At 74.2% G+C, this 12,382-nt stretch carries 11 protein-coding genes and 1 pseudogene; 2 read left to right on the top strand and 10 right to left on the bottom strand.

Going from position 1 to position 12,382, the window contains the following annotated elements:
* Positions 1-104: 104 nt before the first annotated feature.
* The 10 genes from ABZ117_RS33985 to ABZ117_RS33940 all read right to left on the bottom strand — a co-directional run bounded on the left by ABZ117_RS33985 (position 105) and on the right by ABZ117_RS33940 (position 11,016).
* Positions 105-761 carry a 1,4-alpha-glucan branching protein gene (locus ABZ117_RS33985; RefSeq protein ID WP_356826628.1) on the bottom strand — a complete coding sequence of 219 codons (657 nt, stop codon included), beginning with the start codon at positions 759-761 and terminating at the stop codon, positions 105-107.
* 39 nt (positions 762-800) lie between these two features.
* Complete coding sequence (locus ABZ117_RS33980) at positions 801-1,472, bottom strand: spherulation-specific family 4 protein (protein ID WP_356826626.1); 672 nt, start codon at positions 1,470-1,472, stop codon at positions 801-803.
* A complete protein-coding gene (locus ABZ117_RS33975; protein WP_356826624.1) occupies positions 1,469-2,368 on the bottom strand; it encodes an NAD(P)-dependent oxidoreductase in 900 nt (299 codons plus the stop codon). The genes ABZ117_RS33980 and ABZ117_RS33975 overlap by 4 nt, the downstream gene beginning before the upstream one ends.
* 7 nt (positions 2,369-2,375) lie before the next feature.
* Positions 2,376-3,089: a sugar phosphate nucleotidyltransferase gene (locus ABZ117_RS33970; protein WP_356826622.1), complete on the bottom strand. Its 714-nt coding sequence runs from the start codon at positions 3,087-3,089 to the stop codon at positions 2,376-2,378.
* A gap of 51 nt (positions 3,090-3,140) precedes the next feature.
* Positions 3,141-4,142, bottom strand: a complete 1,002-nt coding sequence (locus tag ABZ117_RS33965) for a GDP-mannose 4,6-dehydratase (protein WP_356826620.1) — start codon at positions 4,140-4,142, stop codon at positions 3,141-3,143.
* 45 nt (positions 4,143-4,187) lie between these two features.
* Positions 4,188-5,585, bottom strand: coding sequence for a hypothetical protein (locus tag ABZ117_RS33960; RefSeq protein WP_356826618.1), 1,398 nt, complete (start codon positions 5,583-5,585; stop codon positions 4,188-4,190).
* Positions 5,582-7,093, bottom strand: coding sequence for a GT4 family glycosyltransferase PelF (pelF, locus tag ABZ117_RS33955; protein WP_356826616.1), 1,512 nt, complete (start codon positions 7,091-7,093; stop codon positions 5,582-5,584). The genes ABZ117_RS33960 and pelF overlap by 4 nt, the downstream gene beginning before the upstream one ends.
* A gap of 143 nt (positions 7,094-7,236) precedes the next feature.
* Positions 7,237-9,366 (bottom strand): hypothetical protein, encoded by a 2,130-nt coding sequence (locus ABZ117_RS33950; RefSeq protein ID WP_356826614.1) that lies wholly within the window; start codon positions 9,364-9,366, stop codon positions 7,237-7,239.
* A gap of 394 nt (positions 9,367-9,760) precedes the next feature.
* The gene (locus tag ABZ117_RS33945; protein ID WP_356826612.1) at positions 9,761-10,285 is read right to left on the bottom strand and encodes a hypothetical protein; all 525 of its coding nucleotides are present in this window, start codon (positions 10,283-10,285) and stop codon (positions 9,761-9,763) included.
* Between the two features lie 593 nt (positions 10,286-10,878).
* Positions 10,879-11,016 (bottom strand): hypothetical protein, encoded by a 138-nt coding sequence (locus ABZ117_RS33940; RefSeq protein WP_356826610.1) that lies wholly within the window; start codon positions 11,014-11,016, stop codon positions 10,879-10,881.
* A gap of 285 nt (positions 11,017-11,301) precedes the next feature.
* On the opposite strand from ABZ117_RS33940, the gene ABZ117_RS33935 reads away from it, so the two are divergent.
* Together ABZ117_RS33935 and ABZ117_RS33930 are read left to right on the top strand one after the other, a co-directional pair.
* Positions 11,302-11,559, top strand: coding sequence for a DUF5133 domain-containing protein (locus ABZ117_RS33935; RefSeq protein WP_356826608.1), 258 nt, complete (start codon positions 11,302-11,304; stop codon positions 11,557-11,559).
* A 221-nt stretch (positions 11,560-11,780) separates the two neighbouring features.
* Positions 11,781-12,290, top strand: a pseudogene (locus tag ABZ117_RS33930) (SGNH/GDSL hydrolase family protein); the annotation flags it as partial.
* Between the last annotated feature and the right edge of the window lie 92 nt (positions 12,291-12,382).

Genomic DNA, 12,382 nt, shown 5'->3' with positions numbered 1-12,382 from the left:
TAAAAGTGCTTTGGTGTTTGTTTTACAGCCGTTGGCTCCCCCTACCGGCGGCGCGCCCCCCCCCCCCCCGGCCCCCCCCGCCGGCCGGCGGGCGGCGCCCGGGATCAGGCGTGACGCAGCGTCATCAGGACGGCCCGCAGCCGGGTGCCGTCCGGACCCGGCCAGCCGGTGGCGACATGCCCGAGCGCTTCCCGCGGGGGCGGCGGCGGATTCTCGTCGACGGGGGTCAGCACGCGGTGCACGTGCAGGACCGTCCCGTGGGGCGCGGGCAGACGGGTGCCGTCCCGGTCGTCGGCCGGCTCGGGGGCGAGGACGTCGGGGACGAGGGCCGCGCCGGTGTGGGAGCGGGTCACCTCGTGGTCGGGTGTGTCGCTCACACTCTGCGCCATCGCCTGCGCCCGGCCCTCGATCAGCGCCAGCAGCTCGGTGAACAGCACCGGGTCGTGGCAGCCGTCGTAGACCCAGCGCTTGCCCAGCACCCCGTGCTCCATCGTGCCGACCAGGGCGTGTGCGGCGCCCTCCAGCGGCGCCCCGCGGTAGGTGAGCGGCACCAGATAGGCCGTGCGCTCGGGGCTCGCGGTGTCGGTGGCCACGATGAACTCCATGCCGACCTCGCCCTCGGGGTCGTCCAGCCGGAACCCGCCGGACCTCTCCAGCACGGGCGCGCCGGGCCCGCCGCGGTACCAGGGGCGGGTGGGGAGCCAGTCGGTGAGCAGTTCCGTCTTGCTCGGCTTCAGGGTGGTGTCGTGGATGACGGCCATACGGTCGGTTGCCTCCCGTGCTGCGGATACGGTCCCGGCTCAGCCTTCCACACCGCCCCCGCCGGTCAACGCCGGACTCAACCCGGCCCAGGGGTTGGGCGGTTCGCCGGTCACCGGCCCGCACACCGCGGCGCCCCGCTCGTGTGCGGTGCGGACGGCGAGCGGGACGAGGGCCTCGGGAACACCGTAGACGAGGTGGCACAGCCGGTCCCGCGGGTGCCGGGCGGCCCAGGCCGGCCGGGTGAACGCCGAGACGTACGTCGACCAGTGCCCCTCGAAGGTGACGGTCAGGTCACCCAGGCGGGCGTAGCCGGGCGCCGGATGGACGCCCGGGTTGAGGACGACGGGGCCGGCGCCCAGGCGCCGCAGCTCCCGGACCAGGCGGCGGCAGGCGGGCAGGCCCTCCGGGCCGGCGGTGACCCGGTCCAGGAAGCAGCCGTCGGCCCCGTACCAGTCCCGGTGGCGGCGCATCTCCTCGGTGATCCGGTCCCGGTCCCGGACGCCGTAGTCGGTGTCGACATAGCCGACGAGGCGGGCGCCGGCCGCGCGCAGGGCCCGGGCGGCCGCCGTGAACGCGGGATCGGGGGCCGTGCCGGGTCCGCTCGCCGGGTTGAGGACGACCGCGTAGGTGCGGTCGGCCGCGGCGATCAGCCGGTGCCAGGCGCCGGGGTCCTCGGCCGGGTGCACGTACAGCGGTACCAGCAGGCTCACGGCACGCGCTCCGCGTCGGCCGTCCACAGCGCGGCGAGGGCGTCGTCGAGGCTGTGCTCCGGCCGCCAGCCGAGGGCCCGGGCCGCGGCGGAGATGTCCGAGCACTGCCACGACACCTGCGCGGAGCGCGCCGAGCCGGCCGTGCTCTCCTCCACCCGTCCCCCGAAGCCCGCCTGCCGGGCCAGACCGTGCACCAACTGCCGGACGGGGACGGCCGTTCCGCTGCCGATGTTGAGCACGGCGGGCAGGGGCCCGGTGGTGGTGACGGCGCATTCGGCCGCCCGGGCCACGTCGCGTACGTCGACGAAGTCGCGGTGCGCGGAGAGGTCCCCGAGGCTCAGTACCGCCTCCTGATCCTGCCCGGCCGAGCGGAGCAGCGCGGCCAGCCGGCCGGGCAGGCTCGCGAGGGGTGCACCGGGGCCGACCGGATTGCCGACCCGCAGCACCACCGCGTCCAGGGCCGCGGAGGTCACCGCCACCGTGCCCGCCAGCTTGGTCGCGCCGTACGGCGTCACCGGGCAGGCGGGCGCCGACTCGGTGACCGGCACGCCCGGGGTGCCCGGCCCGTACTCGGCGGCCGAACCCAGGTGCACCAGACGGGCGGTGGGGGCGGCCTCGCGCAGTGCGGCGCAGAGTACGGCCGGGCCGCGGGTGTTGACCTCGGCCAGGGTCACGGCGTCGCCGCCGGTGGCGCCCGCGCAGTTGACCACGGCGTCGGGGGCGGCCGCCGCCAGGGTCTTCGCCAGCCGCTCGGGCGGGTCGGCGGCGAGGTCGACGCCGAATTCCGCGGAGGCGGTGCGGCCGGCGGTGAGGACGTGCGCGCCCGGGAGGGCGCGCAGCCGCTCGGCCACGTGGCGGCCCAGATACCCGGTGCCGCCGAGGACGAGAATGCGCATGTGGTACTCAGGCTCCTTTGAGCAGAAGGGACTTGCGGCTGGTGAACTCGGCGTTGGCCCGGTCGTAGTCGTCGGGACGGCCGATGTCCAGCCAGTAACCGTCGAAGTCGTAGGCGTGCGGCGGGTCCTGGCCCTTCAGCAGGTCCAGGACGAGTTCGTCGAAGCCGAGCGGCAGGCCCGGTGTGTAGCCGTCCAGGGTGGCGCGGCTGAGGCCGTAGACGCCCATGGAGACGCGGTAGTCCATGCTGGGCTTCTCGGTGAACGCGACGACCCTGCTCGCGTCGGTGGTGAGCACGCCGAAGTCGATGTGGACCTTGCGGGTGTAGGTGGCGATGGTCAGCGGGGCACCCGACCGCTCGTGGTGGCGCAGTACGTCGGCGTAGTCGAGGTCGGTGAGGATGTCGCCGTTCATGACGAGGAACGTCTCGGGCAGCCGGTCCTTGAGGGTGAGCAGGGGGCCCATGGTGCCGAGCGGGCTCTCCTCGGTGGCGTAGTCGACGTGCATGCCCCACTGGGAGCCGTCGCCGACGTACGCGCGGATGATCTCGCCGAGGTGGCCTATCGCGAGGGTGCAGCGGGTGAAGCCCGCTGCCGAGAGCTGGCGCAGCACGATCTCCAGGATGGCGTGCTGGTCGCCGATCGGGACGAGCGGCTTGGGCAGCGCGGTGGTGTAGGGCCGTAGCCGGATGCCCTTGCCTCCTGCCAGGATCACTGCGTACATGGGGCTCCTCCTTCGTTGGCGCAAGGACACAGGGGGGACGTGCCGGCCGGGTCAGATGTTGTAGATGCCGGTCTTGTAGCGGGCCAGGTTGGCCGGGTCGCGGAAGAAGTCCACGGTGTGGGCGAGGCCCTGTTCCAGGGTGTGGGCGGGCTGCCAGCCGGTGGCCCCGGCGAGCCGGGTGGCGTCGGCGACCAGCCGCATGACCTCGGAGTTGGCCGGCCGGATACGCGCGGGGTCCTCACGGATGTCGAGGGCGGTGTCCATCACCTTGCCGATCAGTGCGACGAGGTCGCCGACGGAGATCTCGCCGCCCGTCCCGGCGTTGAAGGTGCGGCCGACGACCTGCCCGGCGGGTGCGGTGCCGACGGCGAGGAACGCCTGCGCGGTGTCCCGGACGAAGGTGAAGTCACGGGTGGGGCGCAGATCGCCGAGGGTGATGGTCCGCTCCCCCGCCGCGACCTGGCCGATGACGGTGGGGATGACGGCGCGCATCGACTGGCGCGGGCCGAAGGTGTTGAACGGGCGGAGTGTGACGACCGGGGTGCCGAAGCTGGCGTGGTAGCTGTCGGCCAGCCGGTCGCCGCCGGCCTTCGAAGCGGCATACGGCGACTGGGTGTTGATGGGGTGGTCCTCGGTGATGGGCACGGTCTGCGCGGTGCCGTAGGTCTCGCTGGTGGAGGTGTGCACCAGCCGGGGTGTGCCGAGGGCGCGGACCGCCTCCAGCACGTTGAGGGTGCCGGTGACGTTGGTCTCCACGTAACTGTGCGGGGCCTGGTAGGAGTACGGGATCGCGATCAGCGCGGCCAGGTGGTAGGCGATGTCGGCGCCGTCGAGCAGGCCGCGGACCGAGCCGGGGTCGCGGACGTCGCCGAGGACGATCTCCACGTGGTCCAGGACGTCCGGGGCGAGGGTCTCCAGCCAGCCGTAGGAGGAGAAGGAGTTGTACTGGGCCATGGCTCTGACCCGGTGGCCGGAGGTGACGAGGGCCTCGGTGAGGTGGGAGCCGATGAAGCCGTCGGCTCCGGTGACGGCGGCGAGCGGTGCGGAGGTCAAGTCGGGGATCCTTCCGGTCGGTTGCGCGGGGACGATCGGTGTGGGTCAGACGTGCCGGGCGGGCCGGCCGAGCAGCCGCAGGGCGCAGGCGACCAGGGCCGGTACGGCCGCGCCGCAGCACAGCGGCAGGGCGGCACGGCCCGGTGGCAGGTGCAGCAGCGCCACCGCGCCGGCCGTCGCGGCGGCGGCCAGACAGATCACGGCCGGGGGCCAGGCGGCCCCGAACGCCTGGAGGAGCAGCGCGGTCCACAGGGTCGCCGCGAGCAGCAGCAGCGGGGCCGGTGCCGCGCCGGTGAGGTGGGCGGCGGGCAGCAGCGGCAGCACGTAGGCGAGCAGGCAGCCGCCGAGGACGGCGGTGGAGCGCAGCAGGAACCCGGCGGGGGTGGCGGTGGCGCGCAGGGCGGCGACGGACAGGCCCCGGTAGCGGTACAGCAGCCATTCGGCGGGGCCCATGCTGACGGTCAGCACGATCACCGCGTACGGGTCGCGCCGCCCCTCCAGCAGTACCAGCACGCCCGCGGCCAGCCCGAACAGCCCGTACGGCAGGGACCACCGCAGCCGGGGCCGGGCGCCGCCGGCCGCGGCCGGGGTGGCGAGGGCGCCCCGCAGGGCGTGGCCGGTGCCGGCGAGGGTGGCCAGCAGCGCGAGCAGCGGCAGCCCGGTGCGCACGGCGGTGCCGGGTTCCCACCAGGGCAGTACGGCGGCGCCCGCGATCAGCGGGGTGAGCGCGGCCAGCAGCAGCCGCTCCCGGGCCAGGACCAGCAGGACGCCCGCTGCCGCGAGGTACAGCGACTGCGCCGCCGCCGCCGCGAGCACCGGGCCGGAGGCGCCGGCGAGCGGGACGGCGCATGCGGTGGCCAGGGCGGCGCCCAGCGGCGCGCCGGTGAGCAGGGTGCGGGCGGCCTCCCTGCGGCCGGTGGCCAGCCGCAGGTGGGCGCGGTGGCCGAGGCCCTGTCCCCACGCCCAGGAGACCAGTCCGGCGGTGATGAGCGCGGCGGTGTGCCGGCCGGGGTGCCACAGGGGCGCGGTGAGCAAGTAGGCGAGGCCCGGCAGCGCGAACAGCACCCCGCGCAGCAGGCTGCGGACGGTGTCCGGGCGCCAGGGGTCGGCCGTCGGCGGCGGTTCGGGGAAGGTCCGGGGCACCTGCTCGTACAGGGCGGCGGCCAGGGAGAACAGGCCGGTGTGGCCGTAGCGCTGCCTGATCTCGTCGGCCGTCAGGCCCTCGGCCTCCAGCAGGGCGGCCACCTCGTACGGGTGGACGGCCGGGCCGACGCGGTCGGCGAGGTCGGCGGCCAGCCGGCTGACCGCCTCCAGGTCGGGGCCGCGCCTGGGCAGGCGCAGGGCCAGCGTGTGGTCGTCTCGGCGCGCGGGCGGGCCGGCGAGCCGCAGCGCGAGGGTGTCCCGCTCGGTGCCGCCCGGTTCGAGCGCCATGGGGCCGCTCATCCGGGGTGGCTCCCCGCGGCGACGCGGAGCAGCTCGCCCTGCGCGGCCGGCGCGGTGGACGGCCGTACCTGGGCGGGCAGTTCGAGGTATATCGAGCGGAACGTGTCGATGGTCTGGCGCAGCGTGAACTGTTCGATCACCCGCAGCCGGGCCGCCTCGCCCATCGCCCTGCGCCGTTCGGCGTCGCCGAGCAGTTCCAGTGCCGCCGCCGCCATGCGGGCGGGGTCGCGCGGCGGGACGACGAGCCCGGTGCCGCCCACGGCCTCCCGGACGCCGCCGACGTCGGTGGAGACGGTGGCCCGGCCGCAGGACATGGCCTCGATGAGGGTGAACGGGAAGCCCTCGCTGATGCTGGAGAGCATCACGACGTTCCCGGCGGCGTAGGCGTCCTTGATGTCGTCGACGCGGCCCTCGAAGGTGACGGCGTCGGCGTGTCCCAGTTCGGCGGCGAGGGCCTCGCAGCGTTCCCGGTACGCCTCTCCGCCGCGCGGTGTGCCGCCGAAGAGCCGCAGCCGGGCCTCGGGTACTTCCTTGCGGACCAGGGCGAACGCGCGGATGAGGGTCTCCAGGTCCTTGATGGGGTCGACGCGGCCGGCCCAGCTGAGCGTGGGGACCGCGGGTTCGGGTCCGGCGGGCGGGAACGCCGCCGGGTCCACGCCGTTGTAGACGGTGCGGATGGTCTGCGGGTCGGCGCCGCCCTGCTCCTCCCAGAGCCGGTTGTAGCGGTTGCCGGGGGTGATCAGGGCGGCCCGGCGGTAGCTCTCCTCGGCCAGCAGCCGGAAGAAGCCGAGGACGAGGGCCTTCACCGGCCAGCGGTAGGGGGCGGTGCGGTAGCCGAGGTAGCGTTCGCGCAGGTAGACGCCGTGTTCGGTGAGCAGCAGGGGGACCTCGTACCGTTCCAGCGCGGCGAGCCCCGGCAGCACGGCCACCCCGCCGCTGACCGCGTGGGCCACCCCGTGCCGGGGGGTGGGCGCGGCGAGCGGGCGCAGGGCGTGTTCCAGCAGGGCGGTGGCGGTGACCGCGTCGTGCAGGGTGGGTCCGGCCTCGCGGACCGCGAGTCCCGGGCGGTTCCACACCGCGGCGAGGAGGGCGATGGCCCGGTCGCCGCGCAGGAACGCGCTCAGTGTGCCGTCGGCGGCGGCCCGGGCCATGGTGTACAGCGCGGGCGGGAACTCGTCCTCGGCGTGCGGGTCGAGGAGCGCGATGAGGAAGCGTTCGTAGGCGGCGGTGAGCCGGTTGCGGGCCCGGCCCCGGGGCGGACGGCCCTCCGGCGGGGTCCCCCACATGGGTACGGACAGCACGCTGTGGACGTGGGCGGGCAGGTCCCATACGACGGGTTCGCGTCCGGTGCCGGTGACGGCGACGACCTCGAAGTCGATGTCGGGCATGCCTTGGACGAGCTGGTCGCACCAGACGCTGACGCCGCCATGGCTGTGCGGGTAGGTGCCTTCGGTGAGCAGGGTGACGTGCGCAACGCCGGAGCGGCGCGCGCCGTGCTGAACGTGCATCGTTGGGGCTCCACGGCCGAGGTGTGGGGTGGTCGTGCGGGTTCCGGGCGCCGGCGGGCGGCCGGAACCCGGGCCGGTCCGGCCGGCTCCCGTCACGAGGCGTGCGGGAGCCGGCCGGACCGGCCCCGGGTCCGGTGCGCCGTTCAGTTGTCCGGGGTGTACGGAACCTGCTCGGTCACGCCCGCCGGGATCCTGGTGTGCGGGGCCGGGGCGGTGGCCGCGGCGGTGGTGCGCGCGGTCGTGGAGGGGGCGGTGGCGGAGGACGGCAGGGTGAAGGTGAGCGCGCTGCCGGCGGAGGCGGTCCAGCCGGACACGGCGCCCGCGTAGGCGGTGCCGAAGGCGGTGGTGCCGCGGGTGGTGCCGGCGGGCAGGGTCGCGGGGACGGCGGTGCCGTTCGGTCCCTGCACGGTGACGGTGTCGCCGATGCGGTAGGCGGTGACCTGGCCCGCCTGTACGGCGGTCTTCCAGGCGGCGCGGCGCTGGAGTTCGACGCCGATGTCCTTCATCCGCAGGTTCACCACGGGGGTGTTGTCCGCGAACAGGGCGTCGTAGCCGTCGAGTACGCCGTCGAGGACGGGGTAGGCGATGCGGTCCTCGGCGAGGTTCGACTGGTGGATGAAGTGCGGCTTGGGGTCGTTGGACAGTACGTGTCCGAGGGCGATCCGGGTCTCCAGCGGCACGATGTAGTCGGTGTAGCCGGTGCCGGTGTCCAGCGGGGCGGACAGACAGGTGGTGGTCGCCGGGTTGTCCTCGCAGATGCCGCTGCCGCCCTGGGCGCGGCCGGTGTAGAGCCAGTTGTACTCGTCGACCTGCTCGGCGGTCCGGCCCGCGTTGTAGAAGACGTTCATCGGGTAGCGGGCGACCGTGGTGGCGGGGCCGACCTGGCGCTGCTGGGGGTCGCGGGAGTTGTCCGAGGCGAGCCAGGTGACGTTGTTGTCCGCGAGACCGAGGGCCAGGCCGGGATTGTCCGCGGGCTGCTGCGGCAGGATCCTGAGGCCGGAGTGCTCGCCGGTGACCAGTTCGGTGTTGTCGAGCGGGAGTCCGGCCACCTGGCCCCAGACGCGGTTGGTGGCGATCTCGTTGTCGATCGTGGCGCGGCTGACCCACTTGGTGCTGCCGTCGGCGTTGGTGATGCAGGTCCACGGGACGACGGTGACGTTCTGCTCGCAGCCGAGGAAGGCGTGCGTGTAGGTGTGGTTGACCCAGCGGAACTGGTTCCGGTCGGTGATCAGCTTGTCGGCGAGCTGGTCCACGCCGTCGTTGTCCGCGCGCTGGTCGGCGCTGCCGGCGCCGTTGTAGACCAGGTCCAAGGTGAAGTGGTGGCTGTTCTGCCAGGCGGTGGCGTTGTCGACGTCGGCCGGGGTCATCCGGATGGGGCTGGGCGTGCCGGCGCCGCCGGTGCAGTCGACGTCGCCGGGTGTGCAGTTGAGCGTGGTGTCCCATCGGTCGTCGGCGGCGAACACGTCGTCCACGTGCACGGCGAAGTAGTTGCGGGAGGCGCCTGGGTGCACCCCGCCGGTCATCCACTCCACGATGCCCCGGGACAGCAGCCGGAACTGCTGCTGGTACTGGTTGTAGACGAAGGTGACGACCAGTTCGCGCCGCCCGTCGTGCCGGTACTCGCCGACCAGGGAGCCCTGCCTGGTGGTGCCCGGGATGGGGGCCTGCACGTACGGGGTGAAGTCGGCGCCGGCGGCGGGTGTCGACAGGTAGGCGTAACTCTCGCCGACGGTGGGCGAGTTGTCCTCGAACGGCACCGGGCCGTCGAGGTAGCCGAAGGCTCCGCCGCGCCCGGCCGCGGTGACCTGGGCCTGGACGCCGTCGATGCTGCCCGAGTAGCCGCCGGAGGTGGGGACCTGGAGTCCGGCCTGGGGACGGGCGTAGGTGTAGGCGTCGACCTGTGGGATCGCGTAGGTCTGCTCGTAGGCGGCGAGCGCGGTCATCTCGGCGCTGCCGGCCGTGAACGGGTTGTCGTCGGGCAGCACGACGGCCTGGAACCTGGCCCGCGGCCGGCCGTCGACGGTGTCGGCGAGGAAACCCGCGTCGATGGCGGGCCGGTCGGACCGTGTGAGGTCGACCTTCGTGTAGGGCGTACCGGCGGCGTCGAGTTCGGCGGCGATGGCGTCGGTGGCCGGACCACCGTCGCTCACCACCAGGACTCTGAGGTCGATGCGCGGCGTGGTGGCGTCGGCCTCGGCCGGGCCGGCCCCCAGGCCGAGCGCGGCGATGAGCGCGCCCACCGTCAGCGCGGTGGTGCGTATGGTCCGCTTCATGCGGTGAAGTCCCCTCCCCGGGCAGGGGTGAGCATGGCTCCCACGGAGCGGACACCCCCTCGCGTGACGCCGGCGTCCCCCTCAGAAGCCGGTCGTCGACGCATCTGTCGCGTCACATGGTGATGTCTCTGTGTAGCTTTTGTGGTCGAGTCACGGAACCTGACGGAAAAGCGCAGGTGTCCGACAGTGTCCTGAAGCAACCCGAACGGCCGTTTTTGCGTCGTCTTCGCGCAGGGGCCACGGCGGGCGAAGGGACCCGGTCCGCTGGTCCGGCCGGGGTGCGGCGCACCGGCGGACCATGGTGGTCCGCCGGGCGACATGTCGGGTCCGTACCGCGCGGGCCGGTGACCGGGGGGCGAATTCCGGCCACCCAGTCACGGGGCCGAGGAGTCCGTCAGGCGCAGACGACGCGCGTCTCGGGTGTATAGACGGGCCCGCCGCTGGTGTTGGTGCCGTCACTGAACTCGGCGTAGTAGTACGAGTAGAAGCCGATGTTGCCGTTGCAGCCGGAGTCGGCGGCGATCTGGAGGGTCAGCGTGACGGTGCGGCTCTGGCCGGGCGGGACGGTCGCGCCGTAGTTGCCGCCGAGGTTGCTCGGCCCGGTGCCGGAACAGGCGCTGCTGCCGCCCGCGGTCGCCAGGCTGCACCCGGTGAAGCTGTACTTCAGGTCCGGGCGCTGGGTGGTCAGCCAGGTCGGGTCGATCGTCTGGTACACGAACCAGATGTCGTAGGTCCTGTTGTTGGTGATGGTCATCGACAGTTTCACCGTGCCGCCGGGGGTCGTGGTGGCGCTGTCGGTGGCGAAGGTGAGGGGGGCCGGCGCGGGGTCGGCGCTCGCGCTCGGGGCGAGGCCGAAGACGGCGAGGAGGAAGGCGAGGACGGCGGTGAGCCCGAGGCGTCCGAGCAGAGGTGATCGCATGGGCCGGGAGGCTAGGCAGGGGTGCGTCACGCCGTCTGCCCCGCCGCACCGGGCTCGGACAGGGCTCGGCCGAAAGTGGCCGTGGCGTGAAGAGGGCGTGCGGACGTCGTGACGGCGCGTCGCGCGTCGCATACGCGCACGCCGGGGCGCGGTGAACCGGAGGGGGGCGCGGGGCCCGCGTCGGGGGTGGTGCGCGAGTCGGCATTGGCGCGGACGAGGCGCCCCCACGACGGCGGAACGAGAGCCCCCGGTTGTGACGGGGACCGCTTCCGGCCAGAACACGGTTTCCGGCCGGACGGAGCGGGCCGGACGGAGCGGACCGGACGGCCGCGCGGTCCGGCCCGCGACCGTCCCCGGTTCGGGCGTCGGTCTCCCGCCCCGCGCCCCGGGGCCACGGCGGCCCGCAGCAGTCCGCGGCCCCGGGGGTTCTCGTTCCCCCCGGGGGGCGGACCCGGCCCGGTCGCCGGTCGCGCGTGGCACCGGCGGCGGGGACGAGGACGGCCTCGCCGGGCAGCCGGGCACCCGGGCGTCGGCCGGGCCCGCGGGCGCGGCGGGCGCCGGTCGTGCGGTCATGCGGTCATGCCGTGATGCGGTCATGCGGTCATGCGGTCATGCGGCCGCACGTGACGATGCCGGTGCTCGCCGCCCAGCCGGTCCTCGTTGATGGTCGGGACCTTCACGGCCAGGTCGTCGACGAAGCGCTCGTCGACGGTCCCGCCCGCCAGGCCCATCGCCCAACGGCGCTGATGCGAGCGGGCGTTGGGCTCGCTGCCGCGGTCCGGAGGCGCCGACGGCTCCCGTTCCGTCGCGGCCCCGGGGCATGACGCCGATCCGGGCGGGCTGGGCGTGGTTTCCGGCTGTAGGGGTTGCCCGAGTGCTCGCCGGAGCCGAAGGTGACGGCGGTCATGCCCAGGACGTCGAACCGGCCCGGCCGGCCGCCGGGTGGCATACAGTGCCTGAACACGGGTAACCGCGCTGCGACTTCGCAGATCGGCGACGCACCAGGAGGCGGACCCATGCTGATGGCACACCCCGCGGTACTACAGGACCTCATCGCCCAGTACGAGGCCCTCACGCTGCTCGGGGCCGACGAGAGCACCCCGGAGGCCCGGCAGCGACTCGCGGACGTGTCGTACACGCTGTGCGTGGCCACCGGCACCCGGGACGTCGACATGGCCCTCATCGCCGCCCGGCACCGGCTCTCCGGTGCCCGCCCGGAGGACGACTCGCTGCTCGAGATGGCGGGCCCGGCGGAACCGGCGGCCGCGGTCTGACGCGAACCGGCACACCGGCCGACGGCGAAGCCACCGGTGTGCCGGTCCCCGCGCAACGGGCCGGACCTCCGGGCCCGTTGCGCGATCCCTCCCCCGAACTCGTCGCCTCCCGCTTCTGGTCGGCGAGACCTACCGGACGGTATACAGGCCCGGTCGAACGCGCGAGGGCCGCTCCTGAGGCGCCGCCGCCCGCGCGACGCAGCAGCTGAGGGGGAGGACGCATGACGCACGACAGAAGCCCGGCGGGCCGGGCGGCGGACCGGCGGCGGGGCGCCGTACTGGGGGCGGCACTGGCCGGATGCACCCTGGTCGCGGCCGGCACCGCACCGGCCGTGGCACACCCCGGCGGGCACGGCCGCGCAGCCGCCTACGTGGCGCTCGGCGACTCCTACACCTCCGGCCCCGGCATTCCCCGGCAGGTCGACGCCGGCTGCGCGCGCTCCGACCACAACTACCCCTCGCTCGTGGCCGCCCGGACCGAGGCGAGCACATTCACGGACGTGAGCTGCGGCGGCGCCACGACCGCCGAGATGTGGCAGGCGCAGGGCACGAACGGACCCCAGCTCGACGCGCTCGACCGGCACACCGACCTGGTGACGCTCCAGATCGGCGGCAACGACGTCGGATTCGGCCCCATCATCGGCACCTGCGCCCGGCTCGCCGCCCAGGACCCGGCCGGCAACCCCTGTGAACGCGCCTACCACGCCTCCGGGTACGACGAGCTGGCCCTAGGTTCTGTCCGGCGGATCACGGCCGGAGCCATAAGCGGACCGCTGCGACAGTGACGGTGCCGTGGAAGACGTAGGCCCTCTTGTCGTAGCGG

It is taken from the genome of Streptomyces sp. NPDC006309 (assembly GCF_040613095.1).
In the GTDB taxonomy this organism is placed as follows: Bacteria; Actinomycetota; Actinomycetes; order Streptomycetales; family Streptomycetaceae; genus Streptomyces.
The sequence above is the reverse complement of the archived record's forward strand: the minus strand, read 5'-3'. Positions and strand labels throughout refer to the sequence as shown.